Annotated in this window: 21 protein-coding genes; 10 read left to right on the top strand and 11 right to left on the bottom strand. The window is 40.9% G+C overall.

Annotation, left to right across the window (positions count from 1 at the left end):
• Positions 1–257 precede the first annotated feature (257 nt).
• The gene (locus N477_RS16550) at positions 258–539 is read left to right on the top strand and encodes a helix-turn-helix domain-containing protein (protein WP_155731933.1); all 282 of its coding nucleotides are present in this window, start codon (positions 258–260) and stop codon (positions 537–539) included.
• Positions 540–559: 20 nt separating this feature from the next.
• On the top strand, positions 560–1,129 hold the full coding sequence (locus N477_RS16545) for a hypothetical protein (protein WP_063362604.1): 570 nt from the start codon (positions 560–562) through the stop codon (positions 1,127–1,129).
• Positions 1,130–1,563: 434 nt separating this feature from the next.
• Here the strand turns inward: N477_RS16545 and N477_RS16540 are convergent, their stop codons facing one another.
• Together N477_RS16540 and N477_RS16535 are read right to left on the bottom strand one after the other, a co-directional pair.
• The gene (locus N477_RS16540) at positions 1,564–2,388 is read right to left on the bottom strand and encodes a substrate-binding periplasmic protein (protein ID WP_063379454.1); all 825 of its coding nucleotides are present in this window, start codon (positions 2,386–2,388) and stop codon (positions 1,564–1,566) included.
• Between the two features lie 42 nt (positions 2,389–2,430).
• Positions 2,431–3,933: a DUF3612 domain-containing protein gene (locus N477_RS16535; RefSeq protein WP_063362606.1), complete on the bottom strand. Its 1,503-nt coding sequence runs from the start codon at positions 3,931–3,933 to the stop codon at positions 2,431–2,433.
• A gap of 265 nt (positions 3,934–4,198) precedes the next feature.
• On the opposite strand from N477_RS16535, the gene N477_RS16530 reads away from it, so the two are divergent.
• A complete protein-coding gene (locus N477_RS16530) occupies positions 4,199–4,684 on the top strand; it encodes a malate synthase (RefSeq protein WP_063362607.1) in 486 nt (161 codons plus the stop codon).
• A gap of 247 nt (positions 4,685–4,931) precedes the next feature.
• Positions 4,932–7,049: a cation:dicarboxylate symporter family transporter gene (locus N477_RS16525; protein ID WP_419555245.1), complete on the top strand. Its 2,118-nt coding sequence runs from the start codon at positions 4,932–4,934 to the stop codon at positions 7,047–7,049.
• Between the two features lie 94 nt (positions 7,050–7,143).
• On the opposite strand, the gene N477_RS16520 is transcribed toward N477_RS16525, so the two are convergent.
• The 9 genes from N477_RS16520 to norR all read right to left on the bottom strand — a co-directional run bounded on the left by N477_RS16520 (position 7,144) and on the right by norR (position 18,789).
• Positions 7,144–7,521, bottom strand: a complete 378-nt coding sequence (locus N477_RS16520; RefSeq protein ID WP_155731932.1) for a DUF1294 domain-containing protein — start codon at positions 7,519–7,521, stop codon at positions 7,144–7,146.
• A 49-nt stretch (positions 7,522–7,570) separates the two neighbouring features.
• Positions 7,571–9,739, bottom strand: coding sequence for an exonuclease domain-containing protein (locus N477_RS16515; RefSeq protein ID WP_081216506.1), 2,169 nt, complete (start codon positions 9,737–9,739; stop codon positions 7,571–7,573).
• Between the two features lie 67 nt (positions 9,740–9,806).
• Positions 9,807–13,097: a response regulator gene (locus N477_RS16510; RefSeq protein WP_231098122.1), complete on the bottom strand. Its 3,291-nt coding sequence runs from the start codon at positions 13,095–13,097 to the stop codon at positions 9,807–9,809.
• Positions 13,098–13,123: 26 nt separating this feature from the next.
• Positions 13,124–14,341 (bottom strand): ABC transporter substrate-binding protein, encoded by a 1,218-nt coding sequence (locus N477_RS16505; RefSeq protein WP_063362612.1) that lies wholly within the window; start codon positions 14,339–14,341, stop codon positions 13,124–13,126.
• Positions 14,342–14,415: 74 nt separating this feature from the next.
• Positions 14,416–15,258, bottom strand: a complete 843-nt coding sequence (locus tag N477_RS16500) for an alpha/beta hydrolase family protein (protein ID WP_063362613.1) — start codon at positions 15,256–15,258, stop codon at positions 14,416–14,418.
• Positions 15,248–15,847, bottom strand: coding sequence for a TetR/AcrR family transcriptional regulator (locus N477_RS16495; RefSeq protein ID WP_063362614.1), 600 nt, complete (start codon positions 15,845–15,847; stop codon positions 15,248–15,250). Before N477_RS16495 ends, N477_RS16500 begins: the two co-directional genes overlap by 11 nt.
• Positions 15,848–16,038: 191 nt before the next feature.
• A complete protein-coding gene (gene bfr, locus N477_RS16490) occupies positions 16,039–16,530 on the bottom strand; it encodes a bacterioferritin (RefSeq protein WP_063362615.1) in 492 nt (163 codons plus the stop codon).
• A 3-nt stretch (positions 16,531–16,533) separates the two neighbouring features.
• Positions 16,534–17,004, bottom strand: a complete 471-nt coding sequence (gene bfr / locus N477_RS16485; RefSeq protein ID WP_063362616.1) for a bacterioferritin — start codon at positions 17,002–17,004, stop codon at positions 16,534–16,536.
• Between the two features lie 213 nt (positions 17,005–17,217).
• Positions 17,218–18,789 (bottom strand): nitric oxide reductase transcriptional regulator NorR, encoded by a 1,572-nt coding sequence (norR, locus tag N477_RS16480; protein ID WP_063362617.1) that lies wholly within the window; start codon positions 18,787–18,789, stop codon positions 17,218–17,220.
• Positions 18,790–18,951: 162 nt separating this feature from the next.
• On the opposite strand from norR, the gene N477_RS16475 reads away from it, so the two are divergent.
• From N477_RS16475 to N477_RS16450, 6 genes are all read left to right on the top strand, one after another.
• Entirely contained in the window at positions 18,952–19,200 is a 249-nt protein-coding gene (locus N477_RS16475) for a hypothetical protein (RefSeq protein WP_063362618.1), read from the top strand.
• Positions 19,201–19,205: 5 nt separating this feature from the next.
• Positions 19,206–20,414, top strand: a complete 1,209-nt coding sequence (locus tag N477_RS16470; protein ID WP_063362680.1) for an NnrS family protein — start codon at positions 19,206–19,208, stop codon at positions 20,412–20,414.
• 13 nt (positions 20,415–20,427) lie between these two features.
• Complete coding sequence (gene hmpA / locus N477_RS16465) at positions 20,428–21,591, top strand: NO-inducible flavohemoprotein (RefSeq protein ID WP_063362619.1); 1,164 nt, start codon at positions 20,428–20,430, stop codon at positions 21,589–21,591.
• Between the two features lie 98 nt (positions 21,592–21,689).
• Positions 21,690–22,121 carry a hypothetical protein gene (locus N477_RS16460; RefSeq protein WP_155731931.1) on the top strand — a complete coding sequence of 144 codons (432 nt, stop codon included), beginning with the start codon at positions 21,690–21,692 and terminating at the stop codon, positions 22,119–22,121.
• Between the two features lie 254 nt (positions 22,122–22,375).
• Entirely contained in the window at positions 22,376–23,293 is a 918-nt protein-coding gene (locus tag N477_RS16455) for an esterase/lipase family protein (RefSeq protein ID WP_063362621.1), read from the top strand.
• A complete protein-coding gene (locus tag N477_RS16450) occupies positions 23,290–24,177 on the top strand; it encodes a lipase chaperone family protein (RefSeq protein WP_063362622.1) in 888 nt (295 codons plus the stop codon). The genes N477_RS16455 and N477_RS16450 overlap by 4 nt, the downstream gene beginning before the upstream one ends.
• The last annotated feature ends 4 nt before the right edge of the window (positions 24,178–24,181 follow it).

The following is a 24,181-nucleotide window of genomic DNA, read 5'->3' as shown; positions in this document are numbered from 1 at the left end:
CATTACCAAGAAGCTATAAAATATTTAATTAATTTCATCCGCAAGGTTTATTTATAAAAAACACCTTGATATGATAAGAGAAGTAAATGAAAATTTTAATATAACAAACACATCAAAATCTAAGGAAATCTTTAATTTAAAAGTCAAAACATGATTATATTAATATAGGCTATTAGTCGTCTCTAAATGCTTGCAATAACAGTGTTTTAAGTGATAGCTTTTGTTAAATTTGTTATGAAAAGGTAATGTTGGGACGTATGAAATTTAAGATTCGACAACTAGGATTGTTTAATGGCTTATGGGGAGAGGCAGCCAAGTCGATAAGATCGATGAGAAAAGATGCAGGCCTCACCCAAAGTCAGTTAGGGCAAAAACTTATTCCAGCAGTAGATCAGGCAACTATATCTAATTGGGAAACAGGCAAAACCCCTGTACCATTAACGAGCTACTTTTTAATATGCTTTATATGTGGTTTTAGTCCAGAAGAAAAAACGAAGCAACTACTCGATAGTCAACAACCTGAAAATAAAAGAAGCTAGAGAGATTAAGGATATACCTGATGTTTGCCTACGAAAATTTTTCTGAAATATATGATGCGATAGCATACATGCTAGTACCTTTATATATCATCGCGCTTGTATTGGCATGGAAAAGTATAAATGTCCGTTATTTAATAAGCGTGATCTTGGTCATTGAAACACTAGATGCATTAACCATAGACTTCGCCTTCAGCTTAGGTAACTACTATTATTTATGGGTGACGTTTGTAAGTATTTTATTCCTAATACCTGTACTAGGAAGAAGGCTAATAGCGGCTAGTTTAAGTTCAAGAATTAAAGTGTTTAAAAAAATACAGTCTCAGTATGTCTTTACGAGACAAGAAGGAGGACTCATATTTCTTTATGCCTTGGCAACTTTAATTAGCTTTATCGCTTTTATAGAAGCATCTCTATATACAGCTGCAATAATACAATCACCCCCGATTATAAATAATGTTTATGGTCCTACACTATCGTTAATTCATCTTTTGGAAGCTTTTTTGGTATTGAGTTTAGCAGCTAAAGGCAACTGGGTGTTTACAGTTAATAAATCAAAAAAGGCAAAGAAAAGCAGAAGCTATTCAACTTAAGAAAGATTAAATCGCTCAAAAAAATGAACAGCCCTTACTCCATTTAAAGTTTTCTTAGATTAAATAGTTACTGTAATCATTAAAATTTAATTTATAGACCTAAAAAGGCAACATACAGTCATCGTTTAAGACTAACTTTACAATAGAGGAATAGTATGAAACTTGTTGTTAAAAAGCTTAAAGAGCTTTCACTTTCTGATGCTAAAAGAGTTGTAGGGGCAGCCGGTGGTGGGACGAGTGGACCGCAACCGGAAGAACCAAAATAATCGGTGTTGGTACTCCATAAAAATTAAGTGCTAGGTATATCAACTACCTAGCACTCAAAGACTCCCGAATATAAGTTTGTATCCTGTAAAGGATGCAATTTATGAACTTGAAGTCACCAAATTTGTTTTTCCACATGCACCTTTTTACTCAAACCTCTGAATGCGTTATCACTTTAATCCATATTGGTTTTGATAGTCATCAATGAGGAGTTCAATTTGTTCAATGCTTTTTATAATTGCTAAATTGAGACGTTGGAGTTGTTTTTCATTCAACATGCCTGGCCGCAACATATAATGGATGGGGTTTTCGTATATTCGTATCGAAGTGGACTTAACCATGCCTTCGTATTCAGGTTTTTGTAGTAAATACGCCCCCGTTAAATAATCTTCCACAGCATACTCAACGCGCTCTTTTTTAACTAGATTAAAGCGCTCATCCGCAAAATTCGTTTCAACAACGCAGTCTTCACATAACCGACGAAAATTAGCAAAGTGCTCTCCATACACACTGCCTCGACTTACAGCAATGAGGTTATCACCAAAGTTCAAAAGCAAAGCGGGCGTACTTACATTTTTTGAAGTATTAAATTCACGTTTATTTTTGGTATGCGCGAACAATTGCATCACTTCCTGTCGGTAAGGAAGGCTGAACTCAGCATATTTACGCCTAGGCTGCGTAAAGCTTGCGGCAGGAATAATATCTACTAGGTTCTCTTGAAACTGTTTAAATGCGCGACTTGAGGAGGGTAATTCCACATATTGCCAACAAAAACCAGCCTCACGTAATACAAGCTCGACAATCTCAACTTCAAGACCAACATATTGCCCATCAATGCGCTGAGAGTATGGCGGCCAATTACCGCTGGTGCTCACTCGTAGCGTCTTATCACATTCTGATTGCGCATAGCTTATACTGCTTATCATTAAAGTATGTAAATACATACATACAATATGAAACTTAATACCACGTTTATTCAGTGATGTTCTGTTCAATCTTTTATTGCTCTATTATCGCTTTCAATAACAGTATATACATTAATTAGTCTCATAACAGCTTGGCTGCCTTGGACATGCTGTCCCTCGTGTGCAAATTACCCTTACATCATTATTAATGCCACGCTCTATCCAGTTAATATTGAGGATTTTTGCCACGCTCATAAGTTGTTTTTTCAAATGCCATGGCACCACACTCGCCCCTCCTTGCTTGATACACAACGCCTGAAGTTCTTGAACAACCTCGTCAGCATTCATACCTTGCGCGTCTATCGCGGGGTTCAAATCTATACCTGCACACAACACATGTGCATTTTCAACCAGATCATTGACCTTGAGAGACTCGCAGCAATATAAGTGAGGCTTACCATTAACGTTTAGAATTGATAATTGTGCACTTGAGTGATGAGATTGCGCTACAAACTTTCTAAACACAGCCCAGTGTTGACAGGGGTCTTCCACACTGCGCATATTCCCCCAAGGCAATGGAATACCGTTTCCTCGATACACAGCCTTTAACTTGCCTGGTAAGTAAGCATCAAAATAATGCCAGTGTGGATAAGGTGACACCACTGTCATGCGACGCATGGCGACTGATGGCGATATATTCAATTGCTGATGAATATCAATTTCATAACCATAAGAATCTAATAACTGTCGATACGCAACCTTCGGGCAAAGCAGCGCCCCAGCAAAGAAACTAGATTCAAAGTCATGCCAAGCCGTCAAAATATCTTGTGCGTTTGGCGTGGTGTCAGTAGCTGGTAATACTGCCGTATTAAACCCACCTGTACGTAAAACGCAGCGCAAGCCTTCCAGCTCGTGCAATACACTATGTCCTATATGCACGGCTAAGTCGTATTTTAATCGGGCCGGATTTTTCTCTAACGCTCTATTCAGATGAACCACATTCGGTTCGCTAAAATAAGATGTAATGAGGTGATTGAATACATGGCCGCTATCATCCATCACTTCGTTAGGTACTTTATCAAACCATTTAATCTCTAGACCGTGTTTTTTTATCAATTGCAAAAGGTCATCAACCGTTAAATATAGATTTTTACCACCCACTTCATCTGCTGCACGCTCAAGGTCCGGAAAGTGATTTTGATGATGTTCTTGATGCGCTCGGATTAATAAATGCGCAAACTGTCTGCCACTGATCCCTGTCTGAGATAACATCTCTGGTATCGCTATTTGTAAAATATCATTAGAAAATAAGAAATTAGGCTCTAGTGCCATCCCCTCAATTCCACCAGAACGTCCTTTTTGTGGGGTAATTGCGTCAGGCTCAGGGTCCGTATCTAAAAACCAAGCTAGCGGCTTTTGAAAGACTTCAGCAAAATTCTCTAACATCTCACTACTTGGCGTACGTTTCCCTCTCTCAATCATGGATAAATATGAAACTGAAGGCGCGGTCTGAGGGTCTACACGAATACAACGAGCAGAGAGATCCTCAAGCGTCAAATGATTACGCTTTCGTAAGTTGCGGATCTTGGTACCAAGAAAGTGAGACTTACGCATCAGTTCTGATGTTTTTTTCATTTAATACCAACCCTTCTAATTTAAGCGACTTTCATCAATATTTACGACTGTTTTTGAACATGTGCATGATATAAAAGAGCATAAACTCGGCCATTTTACAACAAGAGGTCAGACCAGATTTTGTAAAATTTACACTGTAAAATTCTTTTTGTGAAATTTATTGATAATTTTTTATACACTGAAATTGTAGTCAATTAATCAGCGCACGTTATGAGACAACCATAACGTTCACAACAATTTAATTTCGGTAACTGGGGATACATCAATGAAAGCACAACTTCAAACAACACCACCACTAAGTGAAGAATGTCAAAAGCTCGTAATTGCAAAGCAATTTTTAGATCAACACTGTCCGCTTGAGTTTGGTTCACATACACAAGTTAGTGCTTATGTTGTTTATTACAATCACCTAATGGTCTTTTTTGAAGATGGGCAACACTGTGGATTAAAAAATACCAAGCAATTTGTAGCGCTGTGTGGTCATAAAGAAGAGCCCACGACTATTTTGCTGCAAAAAAACGATGGCCTGCACATCGAACTCAGCTTTAACATCGCGGGAGAAAATGGCAAGTACGACAAAGCTCATATTAATGATGTACAGTACGAAACACCGTTTAGCTCCATTGATACGCAAAACCGTCAGCACACCAAGTTATGGATGAGCTTTATCGATGGCGTTCAGCACACTTTACTCGATGAATCTCGCTGCAAATGCTATCGCAGCAAAAATGGGGAAGATTACGAAATCTAAAACCTTCCGTAAATTTCACAATTTATTTTTCATGCATTTTTACCCTGGCCGCGGCGAAAATTTGCGGCCTTTTGTGAATACTTACTCACATCAAATCTATATTTTTTCATAGCTTACAAAGCATTTGTTTTATTTCATTTCATGCATTCAGATTAATTTCAGCTAACCTCAATATAATCGCGCACCTATTTAACTGCGGCGGGTAACAATGAATAGAGTATTCGATTGGATTAAAAGCATGAACTGGATGCTGTGGGCATTGATCCTCGGTATTGCCACTGGGCTCATTTTTGGTGAACGTGTAGCATTTTTAAAACCCATTGGCGAAGGCTTTGTCAGCCTAATGCAAATCACCATATTTCCTTATATCGTAGTCAGTCTTGTTGTCGGACTCGGTAAATTCAGTTCTGATCAGGTCAAAACGGTCTTAGCCAAAGCCGCTATTACTATGGTTGCACTTTGGGTTATTGGCCTTGCCGTTATTTGGTGCTTTACCTTAACTTTACCAAGCCATGACGCGGGTACTTTCTTCTCCCCCGCCCTCGTCGCACAAGCGCCCGAAGTAAATTTTGTACAGCAATATATTCCATCAAACCCCTTTGCTTCAATGGCAGATGGCAACGTGCCTGCATTGGTCATATTTTGCATCGCATTAGGTTTAGCGCTCATACCTAATGGCAGAAAAAATCAATTATTAGATGTACTTGAGGTGGTCGGTCAAGGCTTGACTGTGATGTCGAAAAAGGTCATCAAATTTTTTCCAATCGGGATCTTCTCTATGACTGCCAGCACTGCGGGTACTATCGGTCAAGAAGAGCTTAGCAACTTGCAAATATACTTAGTGTTGGTCATTTGCTTGGGCTTTTATCTCATGTTTGCTCTGCTTCCTATGCTGGTCGCAGCGCTCACACCCGTGAAATATCGAGATCTGATAAAAGTCATGCGCAATGCGTGGATAACGGCATTTAGTACAGGTAACGTGTTTATTGTACTGCCAGTGATCACTGAAGGTATTAAAGCACACTTACAAAAAATAAAACGCAGTGATGAAGAGTCTGATCATATTGCCGAGGTCTTAGTGCCTATTGCGTACACCTTCCCAAGTTTAGGTAAACTCACAACCTTAATGTTTGTCACCTTTGCCGCATGGTTGACCGGGAATCCTATTTCGTTAGAGCAAATTCCAAATGTCACACTCTCAGCAATGCTGAGCTACTTTGCAAACGTCCACATTGCGATTCCTTATATGCTTGATAGTTTAAAAATCCCAGCGGACAGCTATCAATTGTATTTATCAATGTCCGTTTTAACGGCTAAAGTGGTCTCTCCAACTACTGTTGTGTATATTTTCGCGGTTACCTTGCTGTGTATTTTTTACAACAAAAAACAGTTACACCTCAAACGCATCCGCTCTTTATACTATCTAGCGCTGCTTTCAGTGTTCCTGCCTGCATTTATGGTATTGAGTTTTACCGCCAATAACTATTTGGCAAAAAGTAGCAAAGGCGCAGACGATGTGATTGCAAACATGGTGGTGTCAGATCAAGTACCTAGCGATGTATTAAATCATGTGCCAAAGGCATATCAGAGCGGTGAACTCTCACTCACCAATATTGATATTATCCAAAAACGCAATTTATTGCGGGTTGGCTACCTAGTCGACAATGTGCCGTTTAGTTATTTCAATCAAAAAGGTGAGCTGGTTGGTTTCGATATTGGCTTAGCACATAAGCTGGCGTCTGACTTACAAGTTAAGGTTGAGTTTATTCCTTTTAAAAAGCATCAACTGGCTGAGTATCTCAACAAAGGCTACTTTGACATCGCTATGTCAGGCCTTGAAATGAGCGTTTTGGACTTAAGCCGTGTTCGCTTTACAAATCCGGTTATGGAGCTGCAATTGGCCTTGGTTGCCAAAGATCACAGGCTCAAAGAATTTGCGTCAAAAGACCAGCTACTGAATAAAGACGGTCTTAGCCTTGCTCATGTCGAGTATCAACCACTGATGCGCGATGTGGCAAGACAATATCAGCATATTAAGGTCAAACAACTTGGTAATCACCAATCCTTTTTTGAACAAAGTGGTGATTTTGATGCCTTAGTGATTAGTGCTGAAGCCGGCTTCGCATGGAGCATGTTCTATCCTGAATACGGTGTGGTTGTGCCAAATGGTGCGGAGCTTAAATACCCTGTTGGCTTTGCGGTAGCGAAACGCAATGTAGATATTCTTAATTACGTCAATACCTGGCTGTCTATTCAACAAAGCAAAGGCACCATAAAAAGCAATTATGATTACTGGATCTTAGGTAAAGGCACGCAAGTTAAAGAGCACCGCTGGTCATTGCTTGACGAGCTGACCGAACAGTAAAGTCCCCATAATAAACAACGCCAGTAAGTTACGTTTATCACCTTACTGGCGTTTTATTGCATGATTGAATACAAGTTAAACAGGTCACTTAGCTTCATACATACATGTGCACAAAACCAATTACACTCAGCGTAAATTGAATAGCAATCGCCATTAGCAGTTTAACTTGAAACGACACTTTATTGGTTTTATGTCGGGTAAAATGCATCACTAAATGCGTTGTACTGTGTAGCGCTAAAGCAGACAACAAAATGAGTGTTTTTTCTGATACCCTTTGCGCCTCTTTCTTAGCACTTGATTTATCTTTATAAAAAACCACACACATTAGTATGTTTAACAAAAAAAGCGCACCAATCACAATCAATAGCAAGGTCATGTTATTCCCAAGTATTGGCATAAATAGCATAACAAGTGCAATTAAAGACACCGCAACCCCACACTTGCTGATAAACATCACTAAAGTATTAAACAATGTATCCCTCTCTTTGCTGACACAAGCTAAAGTCAAATAGTGACATTTATTAACCGCCTTTTATCTCTTGTGGATTATCACTGAGTCGTTTTTGATTAATTAAGTTAAACAACTCAACGGTTGCCATTGCGTCGTTTAAAGCGCGGTGATGACCGTTTAATGCAATCCCTAAATCCTGACAGATTTTACCCAGCGAGTAAGAGGCATGGCCAGGAAGCCACTTGCGGCCCAATTGGACTGTGCATAACTTCGCACGTTTAAAGTATCTTTCTTGACGGGCAAATTCCGCTTTTATAAAGCCAAAATCAAAGTTCACATTGTGCGCAACAAAAATGGCCTGCTGGCTGAAAGCATCAATGTCATCAATCACTTCACTAAAAATAGGGGCATCACTCACCATGTCATTGTCTATACCTGTAAGCTCAGTGATGTAACGCGGTATTCGTCGTTGTGGGTTAATCAGGCTATGCCACTGTCCAATAATTTCGCCATTGAGCACTTTAACCATGGCAATTTCGGTGATTTTATCATGCTCTTTTTTACCTCCTGTTGTCTCTATATCTACAATGACATAAGGTTGATCTGGCTGAACTTGCCACTGAACGGTTTGAACGGATACATCAAATCCAGACTCAATCAGTTTTTTAATCGTGATCAGCTGGTTACGACGAAGACTATCGCCAGGCGCTTTCACTTCAACAAACTTAACTGAATTTTGGCAAAGCATAAGGTCGGGGTAGCCGTCTTTGAGTCCATTGAAATCTTTACTCATAGCGCGAAGATGCTTACATACAGCATCAAGAGGCGCGTGTTTTGCAAATTCAAAAAGCTGAGCAAGCCCATCAGGATGCCAATGCATCAAACGATTGTGAGAACCAAACGTTTCAGACGCTTGTTTAACTAACCAATTTAATAACTGTGAATTACTCGAAAACGTACTTAAACGCTGCTCTATTTCCACCTCAAACACTTGATAAAAAGAGTTATCTTTAATGCACTTGGGTGTGCGCTCAAACTCATTTGAAAACGCATTTCTTGAATCTTCAAACAACTCATGCCAAAAACTTAAACAAAATAAGGTGCGCCAAAGCCTATTTTCACAGTGATAAGCTTGTACCTCTGAGCGACCATAATACTCAACTAAGCCTTGTTCAACGTATCCGACATAAGCTTCATCCAGTGCGATCGGCGCACCACTGCCTCTTAGCATATCTGTCAGCAATGAAGTACGGGATTGGGTAAATTTAAGTCGGTAGAAATCCTCAGCAAAAAACAACAGTTGCTCGTCACCGGGCGCGTCAAGTAATTGCTCAATCAACTCTTTACACTTGTCATGCTGACCTTTTGCGTACAGTTGGCGGATATATTTCTCTTGCGCCTTAGGATGAGCACTTAACGTCAGTAAAGCGTCGCTTAAATCTGTATCTTCACTGGCAACTAAATTTGCTAACTTATAACAGAGATGGTCGTATTTTACCTTTGCTAATTGGCCCTCTGGGTGAGTATATTCCCCTGACACTAATTTACGTGCATTCTCTATCAAAGAAGTAGACGGCAATAATTTTAGCTCGCTGTATAAATTACAATATTGGTAAGCACTGAGTGCTTCATCTCGGTGCTCAAAATGTGCATTGCCCTGTTCTCTTTGACTTTGCGTTTGCATTACCCCCAAATCTCGCATCGAAAACTGCGACAGTGCACCACCTAACTTTCCAAAAAATAAAAACAAAAAATAGGAAAAATCAGCTTTGAAAGGTGAAAAAAAGTATTCTTGAAGGATAGCTGATGCAGGGTTGATACTTTCCAGCTGAGATAACGTATAGTCAAGCCACTGTGCTTTTTTTGCTGATTTTACAGGTGGTTCATCAAAAATATGGGTTTTCACAAGTGCAATGAGCTGCGTTTTATTCAGTTCTGAAATTAAGCCTTCAAGCTCTGAATTGGATGTTGCATGACTTATCCAGCCACATGTTTTTAGCGTTTGATAAGCCTGATCATAGTCTGTGATTTCTTCGTAAACGAGATCAGTGTCGCACACAAAATCACGCTTTCGATTGATCACCCGAACTAATAAACACTGCGCATCTTGCGAAAGGCGCTTAAACTCATTAATTTTCTCTCGCTGCTTATCACTTAACAAATCCCAGCTGGTTTGCGTTAAGTAATCAAGCAGCTCAAAAAAGTGCGTGAGATAATATTTTTCGGGCAGTGTTTTCAAAATTAGAGCCTGTATATTTAAACAGTACTCAAATATGCCAAATTTCCTGCGATATGGCTATTAATTTTTACTCAGTCACATCAGAGCGCGCGTTTTGTGCACTCAAATGCGCTTTCAGACACTGTAACAAGGTCCCAGGTTGAATTGGCTTTGTTAAATAATCATCCATTCCGGCATCTCGGCACTTTTTCTCATCGCCACTCATTGCGTTTGCAGTAAGCGCAATAATTTTGATCTCTTGGTTGCTATACCCTGCTTGGCCTTGTCTAATTAAACCTGTTGCTTCATACCCATCCATTTCAGGCATTTGACAGTCCATAAGCACCAAGTCATAAGGTTTCGAATGTTGGCAGTGACGCAATGTATTAATCGCTTCTTGGCCATTAGTCACGACGTCGACAAACTCAATACCCAGCTTTTTCAGCATGCTTGTTGTGACTATTTGATTTACGTGGTTATCTTCAGCAAGCAATAAACGGGGTTTTGGATCCCAAACAACGGGCTCAGACGCATCATTGTCTTTAAACGATTTCAAATAATGGGAAGTAACAATCGGCTTTGCATTGGCAAGCGCTTCACCATCTTCTCCAACTACCGATAATGCATTGTGTAAGTCCGTTGTGGTCGCAGGTTTAGGGAAATACCCAGAGAAGCCTCGTTTTGCAAAATATGCCGCATCTCCTTGATGTCCCATGGATGTCATCATAATCAACTTAATACTGCTCAGCCTAGGATCAGCCTGCATCTCGGCACCAAGTTTTGCGCCATCCATCACAGGCATTTGCATGTCTAATAAGGCGATATCAAATAAGGTTTTACTCGGGTCTTTTAGTCGTGTTTCGCATTGAGAAAGCGCTTCTATGGCAGACGAAGCCTCTGTAACAGAGGCGCCCCAAATTTCCAATTGTTCTCGAAGTACAGTACGATTTGTTTGATTATCATCGACGATTAACAATTCTAATTTGCTGATATCAAATTTTGGCATTGGGCGGTTATTTTGCTCACCTATTCCTAAGCTAATAGAGAAGTAAAACTCGCTACCACAACCCTCTTCACTTTTAACGCCAATACTACCGCCCATCAATTCACAGAGCTTTTTAACAATCGATAAACCTAAGCCCGTCCCGCCATATTTTCTTGTAGTAGATGAGTCTACTTGTGAGAAGGTTTCAAATAATTTATGTTGCTTTGATAACGGTATGCCTATACCAGAGTCAATAATAGAACAGTCTAAACGCAGCTTATCGTCTACTTTATTGAGCTCAGCGCGAATAATAATTTCGCCTTCATCTGTAAATTTAATCGCATTACCTACAAGGTTAGATAATACCTGTCGCAAACGGCTTGGGTCGCCTTTCACTACTGAGCTGTCGACCTTTACAATATCTAAAATGAGCTCAATGCCTTTGCTTTGAGCTTGCAATGCAGCGGATTCTGAAAAATCACCAAACAGCTCTCGTAAATCAAAATCAAGCAACTCAAGTTCTAGCTTCCCAGCATCTACTTTGGAGAAATCTAATATGTCATTGATTAGGTTGAGTAACGAATTAGCACTATTCATCGCAAGCCGTGCACGATGCTTTTGCTCATCATCTAGTGGACTATTCATCATTAAATTAAGCATACCCAACACCCCATTCATCGGAGTGCGGATCTCGTGACTCATCGATGCCAAGAAAGCACTCTTCGCTTCACTCGCTTGCTCGGCTTGCACCTTCGCATCCGCCAATGCTTTTTGTTGACGAATTTGCTCGGTCACATCTTGCAAAATGCCCACATATGCGATCAGTTTTTTATTTTCATCCAACACAGGACCGATGTGCATATTGTTCCAAAATGGCTCACCGTCTTTGCGATAATTCAGTATTTTTTCTCTGTGCGGTTGCTGTAGTTTTATCGCTTCACGGATTGCCTCTACTGCAGAATTCGATGTTTGCTCACCTTGTAAGAAACGGCAGTTTTTACCAATAACTGATTCATCATACCCAGTAATTCGCTTGAAGGCTGAGTTTATAAAGCTCAAAGGCATATCTTTCTTATAAGCATCAGTGATCACAATACCGACATCACATGATTCAATCGCATAAGCCAATAAATCATTATGCTCTTTCGCTTTTTTAAGCGCTTCTTGATACATTTTTTGATCAGTTATGTCCGTCAGAGAGCCTGACATACGCACTGCTTTATTTTGCTCATTACGAAGTGCCAAACCTTTTGAGCGATAAAATCTATAGTCGCCGTTGTGGTTACGCATTCTAAACTCAACGTCAAACACATCTCCGCTTTCCAAATGCGTATTCAACGCCCCAAATGTATGGGTTTTATCTTTTGGGTGAATAGCTCGCTCTAAACTATCAAACACGTCAGGAAAACCATTCATATCATTAGCACCATAGCCCAACAACTCTCGAAATCTGGGTGAGTAAAACATGCTGCCCTTTTCTATGTCCCAATCCCAAATCCCGTCGTTACTGCCTTTAATTGCTAATTTAAATCGTTCTTCACTTTTTTGAGTCTCTTTCTGGGACAGCTGTAATTGCTTAAATGGATTTAGCAATAATTGGCGACCAAAGAAAAACAGTAAAAGGAAAGACAATAACAAACTAATCACAACCGCTTTTGCGATAGCTAAAATGAAGGTGTTTACGCTATTTTGAATGATCTGTTGGTCAATAAAGAATTTTATCTCTATATCTGTGTCTGGTAAACGGCTTTCGAACAGCTGCAAGTACTCTAGACCCTCCTCCGCATTGCTGTACTCAACCCATTGACCAGCAAGCTCAACCACTAATTCACTTTGCCTCATGTCGATGGCCAAAAGCGAGGCTAGGTCGGTTTTAAATTCAGAGATCAGTACCCCTTCCGTAAAACCGTTGTATTCTATAGGCACAGCCAAAATAAACTTAAACTGTTGTTCTTCTTGTTTTAAGACTACCGCTTGCCCAAGCTCACCCAATAGCATCTGATCCAGCCACGGTTCACGACTAAATTTTCCACTGTATAGAGGGGAATTTGTAAAAACCGGCTCAGAAAGCACATTGTAAAGGTGCAAAGGTACATGCCCGCCCAACACCTTATAATCTTTTAAAAAATCAGACAGTGAAGCGCGCGATATATCACTGCCCATCACGGCATTTGAAAGCATGGGGATTTTGGCTAAATCCTTTAATAGGATAAGACGCGTTGACACAAACTGACCAAGGTTACTGACCGCCAACTTTGCTTCGGTTTGTCTTGCTTGTAGCTGAAGCTCTTTCACCGAGCTATCTGCTCGAGTACCAACCAAAGACAAACTAATAACAATTGATAGGACTAAGCTACATAACAAAAAGGCATAAAAAGCCCTGTCTGAGGACATGCTAAATACCTTATTCAGCCAGCGGATCATGGATTACCGACCAGCACTTTGGTACTGCCGTTAGACTCAAAGTATGCCATGCATAAATCGCCTATTCCCAAGGCCTCATGGGCGTCTGGGTTTTGTTTACTCCACTTGGAATAAGGGTTTTGGTAAGTTTTGATAAGCCCTTTAACAGGCTTATCAAGCTGCTCAAGGGCACGTCTAAATTCAGCTCTGTCTTTGGACATATCACCGGTTAGCTTTATTTGCTCGATGGCCGCCAACGCAACTTTTGCTAAGTCATAACCATGGATGAATCCAGTAGGCGCAAATAAAAAGTCACGCTCTGCAAATTCATCAGGAAACATGCGTTTAGCATTGTTCCACACTTTAACTGCTTGCCCAGATAATGGGCGCCGCTGAAATGAGAAACAGCTTTGAATAAAGTGCAAATCTATGCCTGATGCAAGATCTACTTTCGCCTGCTGAAAAAAGTCCCCGCCCGTGATACCCCAGTGACTAATAATTGGAATTCGTTGTTCCTCTGGATAGTCAGCCATCGCTGAGACCAGCTGCTTGCCTTCAATGGCATTACCAACAAACAAAATACAACCACTGTCTTTTGCGAGCATTTCTCTAATATGAATTTTTGCGCTGCTTTCCTTCATGCCCCAATCAAACCAAGTTACCGTTGCCTCTGGGTTACCCAAAGCTTTACCAATTGATTTGTAATTAGATTTGCCCCAAGGCGTTCTTTCTAAGAAAAGGTGAGGATTTTTGCACGCACGTTGATTAGCAAACTCCACGAGCTTGATACCCGCTTTGGTGTCATCCACAGACAGGCGAAATACCCAGTTTTCACCCTCATCATACCGTGTAATGGGACCACCTGCTGCCCAAGGCACCAACAATGGAATTTGATTAGTATTGATAAACTCACGGTATTTTATGTAAGGGGGGGAATGTAATCCACCGAGCACAAACAGCCCCGATGGATCTTTCAAAAAGCGCTTAAAGTTCAAAAAGCTGCGATTACTGTTACCACGATGGTCTCGAGATAACAGCTTAATTTTATAACCTTGCGCTTGGTTGTCTACTTCATCTAACGCAGTCAAAAAACCCATTTTTATCGCAACAGCTGACTGTCGATGGGTACTATAGTCTGAATCATGATAAATATGTAATTCAGGTAAACTTTTTTCTTTTGCAAATAAGCAAGTCGACAACACGACAAAGAGCACGGCGCAACAGTATTTGAACATAAGCACTAATCAATTATTTTTAGCTACTATAAAGTTAGTCTATCTTGCCTATGAATTACAATTCCATCAAAGTATTAAATATCAATTAATTGTCTAATCGCTTGCCAAGTCTGTGGACTGTTTATAACCCTACCATGGCCTTGACCTTGTGTACTATGTAAACTGGCATGATTGTGTTTCTCAACCTGCGCCAAAGTATGCTGGTATGGCGCGTATTTATCTTCTTTGTCATGAACCATTAAAAGCTGAGACTGCTTAGCCAAGTGGTTTTCTGCTTGTAGAGACTTAAATACCATATCATGCTCTGTCTCTACTTCATTAAGTAGCCGATCAACCAGTTTATCGGTGATCCCAGTCGAGTAAATGCGCTCCTGAAATGAATTGTAAAAATCAAATGTAGGCGCAATCATGACGTGTTTGGCATCACAAGTTGCATTTACTGCGCTAATTGTGCCCATGGAATGACTCACAATGCCCCTAATTTGTTCATCTTCATACTCAGCCAAAACATGTTTGAGCCCTTTAATGAACAGAGGTAAATTTGCAAACTTGCCAGCACTTTTTCCATGTCCAAAATGGTCAAAGCCAACCACAGAAAACCCTTCATCAATGACTTTTTGCATCAATGGATAAAATTGACTCACGCCGCCAGACCAACCATGAGTGAAAACAAGTTTTGGACCTTCTCCACCTTCTACCAAGTTTAGGGCACCATAGGGTGTTTCAAGTTCACGGCAACTCATCTCCTGTGGTACTGCGACCTCTTTTCGCCCTGCTGCAGGTGTTAACAGTAGTTTTCGAGTCGCGTTTAAGCTCATTTTAGGTGCGACTTTGGCCATGAAACTCGACACCCCCCTAGTCACATGGAAGCTCATAGATTTTTTATTCTGGTCAGAAAAGTATATTTTACTGCTCATGCGTTTTGGCTCCATATTTATCTAACAAAGCATTAAACCCAGTTTTAAAACGACTACGCTCATCATCTTCAAGTGATAACCAGCGCAGGTTTTGACTTCCGAGATATAAAGAATACAGTTCGAACACAAACTGTTTTGGACAAGTGTCTGAATTAAAGTCTCCATCTTGAATGGCTTGTGAGACTATATGTTGTAAGTAGCTTAGCCAGTTTTTTAAAGTGGCTTGGATGTGCTCCCTAAGCGCGCCAGGTTGGTCATCAAACTCAACCGCAGCATTGATAAAAATACAAGTCGCCGCATCTGGCTTATACCAATTAAGCCAGTTTTGGCAAAGCTGATTTAACTTTGCCAAGCCCCTCGTATCTTTATCACACGCTAAAATGACATGTTCTTTAAATAAGTCAGATGCATATTCAAGAACATTTAACTGCATGGTTTCTTTAGAGTTAAAATGACCAAACAGCCCAGATTTAGACATGCCTGATGCAGTAGCCAACATGCCAATTGTCAGATCATTTAGGCCAGTTTCAGACGCCAATGCCAAGCCTTTGGCTAAAATTTGCTGTTTAGTTTGTTTACCTTTGCCCATAACACGCCAAAAAAAAGAACGAACGTTCGTTTTATATTAATCAATACTCTAGGTAGATCAAGGTTTATTTAATGTGGTCTTGTTTCAGTTTAGAGGGATTATTCTAAAACTACTTAAAAAACAGAAAATTAATAACACAAAAAAAGAGCGCATATAGCGCTCTTTTACTTTGCTTAACATGCTAACCCACGTTAGCTGCCAGATCCTGCATCCCCACTCATTTGGCTTTGGATGTAGTTTTGAATACCGATTAAATCTATCAGGCCAAGGTGCTGCTCTAGCCAGTAAATGTGATCCATTTCTGTGTCATCAAGCAAGGCTTCTAAAATTTCTCTTGTTACATAATCTTGCTCTTCTTCACATACGGCAATGACCTTTTTCAGATGATCTTTCACCACCACTTCGGCGGCTAAATCATTTTCGAGCATTTCTTTTACGTTACTGCCTACATTGATAGGCGCACGTGAAGCCGTATCAGGTGTTCCCTCTAAAAATAAAATCCGCTCAGTAATACGTTTAGCATGATCCAACTCTTCTTCATATTCATGAGACAATTTGTCATGCAAACGCGCCATTCCCCAATCTTCATACATTTTGGAGTGTGCTAAATATTGATCCATTGAACTGAGTTCAAGGGTGAGTTGCTTATTTAGCAAGTCGATAACTTTTTTGGAACCTTGCATAATTTAATCCTCTATCTGTGATTGAAGATAGTTTTCAATACCCGTATTCTTAATTAAGAAGTCTTGAGTTTCGAGCCAGTCCACGTACTCTTCTTCATACTCTAAGATTTCTTCGAGTAACTCTCTACTGACGTAATCTTGCTCTTTCTCACACAAGTCAATGGCTTCGCGTAGTGCTGGTAACTGCTCATGCTCAAAAGCAAGGTCGCAGCTGAGCATTTCTTCGGTGTGCTCACCAATACGTAACTTTTCGAGATGCTGTAAATTCGGTAAGCCTTCTAAAAATAAAATGCGCTCAATCAAATCATCTGCTTGCTTCATATCCTTGATTGATTTTTTGTAGGCTTTTTCGTTTAACTCTTCAAGTCCCCAATTTTTGTACATACGAGCATGTAAAAAATATTGGTTAATCGACGTGAGTTCGAGTGTCAAAATTTTATTCAAAGTGACAATTACTTGCTTACTACCCTTCATAGGGCCCCCTAGTGGCAAAATCAGTTAGACGCTATTTAACACTAGTCCAATATTCGTACTTGGCAAGACTAAATGAAAATAACAAAAAAGTTTTAATATCCTTTTAAAATAAATAACTTATAAAAGAATTAAGAACAATTTTCATTGCCAATAACAATTGAATTAAGGTCTCGATTAACACTTTAAACACGCCGTTGCGATTACCTAACTTGGCTACTTAACTTTCTTTACAGTTTCGACCCCTAAGCGCTTAGCTAAACGGACTAAATTTGCTCGGTCGATATCAAGTGCTCTGGCCGCCGCAGCCCAGTTGAGTTGATGGGTGTTAAGCGCTTTTAAAATAAGATTGCGTTGAAATTCTTCTGTGGCCTCTTTTATTGGCTGTAACATTACCGCCTGCTCACCACGTGTATGTGTTTCCAGCTCCCCCTTTGGAGATTCAAAACTGAGTTCACAGTGGCTAGGCATAATTTTAATAATGTCTTTTTGCCAATTTGAATGCTTTGCTTTAAGTGCCGCGCGACTTAATACATGCTCCAATTCTCGAACGTTACCCGGCCAGTCATGGGCTTTTAAACTTGCAAGCAAATCATCATCCAGTAAAAGCTGAGACACCCCTAGCTTCTTGCGAAGCTGCTCTACAAAATAGCCAGCGAGTGGGACGATATCTGTGCTGCGGTGTTTAAGGGCTGGAACCTGGAGCGGAAAAACTCTTAAGCGATGATACAGATCTGATCGAAACCGCCCCTCATCCACTTCTTTTTGTAAATCTCTATTTGTCGCTGCCACAATCCGAACATTCACAAAGTGCGGCTTATCGCTGCCTACAGGCTGGATCTCCCCGCTTTGCAATGCCCGCAGTAATTTACTTTGAATATGCAGCGGTAATTCACCAATTTCATCTAAAAACAACGTGCCCTGATCGGCTACCAAAAACTTGCCTTCACGGTGTTTATCTGCACCTGTGAACGCCCCTTTACGATGACCAAAAAACTCACTTTCTGCCAGATTGTCAGGTAACGACGCACAGTTTACTTGCACAAATGGCCCGGTACTGCGATTAGATTGCGCATGCAATTGCCGTGCTACCAACTCTTTACCTGTGCCAGTTTCTCCTTGAATAAGCACACTCAGATCAGAGTTTGCAACTAGGCTAATGTCCGACTTAAGCTTTTGCATCGGCACAGACTCACCAACCATGGTGTATTGTTGATGGCTCAGCTCATTTAACATCGCAATCCCGGATTTGGCACGCTTTGACAATCTATGCATATTGTCTACTGCGCTAAAGTGGCTGGACACCGATGCTTGCACCATAGCAAGTAAAGAAGCGCCATAACCGTCAAAAGCATACGGGCTTAAACTATCAAATGTGATCACGCCCAATAACTTATCTTGCTCGTACATTGCAAAGCCCATACAAGCATGCACAGGTAAATCCCCCGTTTCCGCAATCAACATGCCATCATAGGGGTCGCTCAGTGGACAGTCAGCAGGAAAAATCACCGGTACCGTTGCGCTGTGCGCTATTTCTCTGAGCCTTGGGTGCTCTGATAATTGAAATCGTCTCCCCATGACTTCTGGCGCCAATCCTGTTGCAGCCAGCGGAACCAAGGCCCCTTGCTCGTGACCAAGTACTGCTATCGCATCTGCACCGATGAAGGCTTTAAGCGCATGCATCACCGCACCACAATATGACACCAAATCAACCTCATTATCTTTTGGCAACGCCTCAGCAAGTGATTGATTAAATGTAATTAGTTGGGATAACTCTCTTTTATCCATGTCATATTGACCTATAAAGCATGAAAAGACTCCATTTAGAGTATGTCAAATTGACTCTAATGTAAATTACAAAAATCATAACTATATGTTTTTATTGCAATTAAAAGTTGGCACATCTTGTGCGATGTATATGACACGAAATCAACCTAAGTAGGTGTACATATGCAAATACAACAAGAGAACTTTACGGGCGTTTTTACTCGTTTACTTAGCGCTTCGAATTGGCTACTTGTCGCCAGTATAGTCGGCTTTGGCTTCGCTATCATCGCCAGTTACCCGCTTTCTCACCTGCTATCTATACCCATACAGATCAGTGCGCATATTGGCAGTTTGTTGTTCGCCACTCTATTAAAAATTAGCTATGTAGTGCGGTGCTTGTGCCAGTACAGCTTAGGCTTGGAGGTGCGCTAGTGACAATGTTGCCAATTGAAGAGCCTCTACCAAAACTCATTCTGTTAAAGCCATCTACTTGGCCCTTTTTGATGTTGGGATTTAGACCTTTATTCTGGCTATCAGCGACTTGGGCTGTTGTCAGTATGCTCATTTGGGGAAGTGTGTTATCTGGCATTTTATCTTGGCAAAGCCCCGTACCCGCGACACTTTGGCACGCCCATGAAATGTTATTTGGCTTTGCCAGTGCCGTCGCTATCGGTTTTTTGTTCACCGCTTCAAAAAACTGGACGGAGATCCCAACGATAAATGGCGTTCAGCTGCTATTGCTGTGCAGCTTGTGGTTAGCCGCAAGATTAATTTTTGTATTCTCCGATAGCCCTTACATTTGGCTCGCTATCTGCCAAGGCTTATTTTGGTTACTGAGCATCACACATCTGACCAATACACTGGTGCAAGCTAAGAGCAAAAATAACTATCAATTTATCGTAATTTTATCGCTTATGGCGAGTGTCAATTTGACCTTTATCTGGTTGGTTGCCACCCACAACTACCTGTTTGCACTTACTTTGTCACATATTGGTGTACTTGGTTTTACTGTTTTAATCAGCATCATTGCAGGGCGCGTATTACCGTTTTTTATTGCAAGAGGGCTAAACCTGCAATCGCAAACGACAACGCCTTTGCTCAACACAGCATTGTTTTGGAGTGCTTTATTAGGGCTTATCGGTTTCTTTGCTCACCATGTATTTAATAGCCCTATAAACCCAGGCTACCTACTCATAGTAACAGGCCTGTTGCATATCGCTCGAAGCGTGTACTGGTTCAAATTCGCAATCTGGCAAGTCCCCTTACTTTGGTCGCTCTATATCGCATATTGCTTGATGGCCATAGGCTTGATCGGATTTGGCGGTGCCTATTTGAACTTTGCATGGCAAGCCAAAGACGCTTTGCACTTGATCACCATAGGTGCAATGGGTCTGATGATTTTATCAATTATGTCGAGAGTGTCATTAGGACATACCGCAAGACCACTCAAGGCACACCCGCTTCTGAGTGTGGCATTTGCACTGTGTTTTCTATCAGCCCTGATCAGAAGTCTATTTCCTTTATTTATCAATCCGCACGATGCATGGCTTGCCAGCGCTATTTTATGGTCTGGTGCATTTACCATTTTCGTTGCGATTTACACCCCTATTTTAATGAAACATCGCCTCGACGGGCGTCGTGGTTAATTGGAGAATACCTATGTTATCAACTCAAACAATTAAACTGGTTAAGGACACCATTCCTCTGCTCGCTAATGCAGGACCTGCGGTCACTGATCACTTTTACAAACGTATGTTTAGTCATAACCCTGAGTTATTAGATGTTTTTAATATCAGTAATCAAAAAACCGGCAAGCAACAGTTTGCGCTATTTAATGCACTGGCGGCTTATGCAACCCACATAGATAATCCCGCGGTATTAGCGCAGGCTATTGAGCGCATCAATCATAAACACGCCAGTTTAAACATTTTACCTGAGCATTATCCCATTGTAGGTACCCATCTATTGGCCACATTACAGGAAATGTTTCCCAATGAATGTACACCAGAGATCATTGATGCTTGGGCCCAAGCTTATGGTGCTTTGGCTGACTTATTCATCACTCAAGAAGAAGCAATTTATCAAAATAATGAACATAAATCTGGAGGCTGGCGCGGCCGTCGTCGCTTTGAAATTACCAAGATTGTACAAGAGTCAGAAGTTATCAAGAGTTTTTATCTAACACCGCTAGATAAACGACCTGTGGCTAGCTATCAAGCGGGGCAATACCTTGCCGTAGATTGTGAGATTCAAGGGTCTGAAAATCGCCAGATCAGACAGTACTCATTGTCGCAATCAAGTCAAAGTGATCATTATCGTATTTCAGTTAAAAAAGAGGGGTTAGTTTCAAACTATTTGCACACACTTGAGCAAGGCGACGAAATAGATGCATACCCACCTGCTGGTGATTTTGTACTGTTAGCGTCAGATGCACCTAAGGTATTTATCAGTGCAGGCGTCGGGATCACACCAATGATGGCGATGCTGCAAACAATCAAATCAAACGCATCAAACACACCATGCTGGTTCTTGCATGCGGCACGTACGCATGCTGAGCACGCATTTTATGACAATGTAGAAGCTTTCAAACCACAAGTTTCCTCTTTGCAAAGCCATTATTGGATAGAGAATAATGCCATCGGGCACCGCGAGGGGAGAATGTACCTAGCTGAAATATCTTCTGAATTACCAATAGAAACCGGTGAATTTTACCTTTGTGGACCAAGCGCATTCATGGCGTTTATAAAAACCCAATTAATTGATTTGGGTGTTGACGATAGCCGTATTCTTTACGAGGTGTTTGGCCCTCACCAAGCTCTATAACCTTTTAAAAAAGAGCCAATCGGCTCTTTTTTATTCACCGCATATTGTTGGAATGCAGATTGCTTAAATTTAAAGCAAAGCAAATACAAGGACAGAATATGCAAATTCAAAATACAGCGCACACATATGCGCCAACACGGCAAAGTACGTTAACAACGCCTGCACAAAATACCGACCAAATAACGCAATCAACACGTACAAACCGCCCTGAACGCGCATTTGATTTCACCAACATGACCTTAAAAGAGCAAAGTGAGGCGGCAACTACACTTTATGAATCAGGTTATTTGACCATGGGTGAAATGGCATTTTTAACCGGTCGTTATGGCCTTATTAAACATGATGGTCAACTGGGCGGTACAACGTTAAATGACGCTAACACCAAACCATTTAACGTGATAGAGCAAATGCGTGAGGACCTCGCTTATGTAAAATCACAGCACCCGGCCAATTCTGATGTGGTAAACAATCACGAAGCATTGCTTAAGAAAATTGAACACTATCAGTATGGTATCAATACACATACTTAATCATGCAGACAGGCAAATTGTTATCAAGACAATTTGCCCCAGTTCAAAACTCATCACTATCTATAACTATAATTGCATGTACTGAAAATCAAGATTTTATTAATTGATTTTGTATCAAAAAGTTAAATAAAAACTCGTTTATATAAGCAATCAATCCACTCAACACTCTGTCTATTTTTCAACCTTTTCACTTGATATCTGAAGTACTTGCTCTAGTTTTAATGTTACTAAACTGTAACAATTGGAGCATATACATGAAAAGGTTCATTCTGATTCTCATTTTAGGCTTTACGTCTTGCTTTACACACTTAGCTTATAGCCGAGACACCCTCGAATACCCAGTGGTTCTGGTACATGGCTTATTTGGATTCGATAACTTGCTCGGTGTTGATTACTTTTATCGAGTCCCCTCAATCATTCAACAAGAAGGTGGCAATGTTTTCGTCGCAGAAGTCTCCTCTGCACATAACTCAGAATTGAGAGGTGAGCAACTGCTTGAGCAAGTCGCTTTGATCAGGGCAATAACGGGTAAAGACAAGGTGAATTTAATCGGTCATAGCCAAGGTGCACAAACGATCCGCTATGTGGCATCAGTAAAACCACAGTGGGTTGCATCGGTAACCAGTATTGGCGGTGTAAACTGGGGGAGTCGATTTGCCGATGTCGTTAGAGGCGGTGTTGACCGAGGTTCTTTTTCTGAGCAGTTTTTGGCATCGCTGGCAAATGCATTGGCAGGGTTAATTGATTTACTTTCGGGAAAGGCCACTGCACCTAAAGATGCTTTACAAGCACTTGAAGCATTAACCACAGAAGGCACCCTTGCATTTAACCAAAAATACCCTGAAGGCGTACCAGACCAATATTGTGGTCAAGGCAACATGCTTGAGCAAAATGGTGTTTATTATTTTTCTTGGAGTGGCGCTAAAGCATGGACCAATGTGTTTGACCCCGCCGATACACCTTTGGCATTTATCTCACAGGTTTTTGACGAGCCTAATGATGGACTGGTGTCAGCCTGCTCGAGCAATTTAGGGCAAGTCATAGGCAATGATTTTAAGATGAACCATTTAGATCAAGTCAATCAAACCATAGGGATCCACCATCTATTTGAAACTGATCCGTTAACTTTATACAGACAACATATCATTCGCTTAAAAGGGCTCAACCTGTGAAAGGAAAACATCTGTTAACGTTGACGATTGCTGGGGCGCTATGCGCCTTAGTTATGTGGCATTTCAATACCAACACACAAAGCGCTGAGCAAATCGTACTGCACTATCCTACTGTTCAAAAGCTTAATGTTCAAAAACCTAAAACACGTGCAACAACCAAGGTTCCTATTAGCTCCAACCCCACACCAATATGCAGCACTGTGACAAAGTCACACAAAACATACATCGACGATTGGTTAGTTAAACTTCAGCATAAACAGCAAGTTGAAAGCTGGCCTCAGTGTATTGAACAGCTGCCAATTTGCTTACGGTCACTCGCCCATGATTACATGAGTTATAAAATGGCACTCACTAAAGTGGACCCTTTTTTAAACATACATGAACGCTTTGAAGCTTTAACGGCCTTGCAACGACAATACTTTTCCCAGCAGGTTATCAATGCATGGTTTGAAGATGAAAACAGCTGGCACACGCACACCCTGACACGTTGGCAAATTCTCTCTGACAAAACACTCAGTGAAGACATGCGCAAATCACTACTCGATGCACATATCTCTCAACTGCCAGACGCGCAGCGACAGGTTATTGAATCATCGCAGCGCTTTTTAACACTAAAAAACAACTGGCATTCTATGGACTATAACCAACTTAGTACAAACTTTGGCGGTGAAGCTGCCGAGCGACTTATTGCACTGCAATTGAAGCAAAAGCAATGGCAACACAGAATTAGACACTACAAGCAAGCGTATCAAGCGATTGTGGCGCAAGGTGCTCTCGAACAGCAAGACGCAAGAATAAGTGCGCTCAAACATAACTTGTTCGACAGCAATGAGTTAAAGCGTCTAGATGTTATTTTGGCTCGTGAGCAAGCTCAATCACCCTAATTGC

Origin of the sequence: Pseudoalteromonas luteoviolacea H33-S, from assembly GCF_001625695.1 — a bacterium.
GTDB classification, from domain to species: Bacteria; Pseudomonadota; Gammaproteobacteria; order Enterobacterales; family Alteromonadaceae; genus Pseudoalteromonas; species Pseudoalteromonas luteoviolacea_B.
The sequence above is the reverse complement of the archived record's forward strand: the minus strand, read 5'-3'. Positions and strand labels throughout refer to the sequence as shown.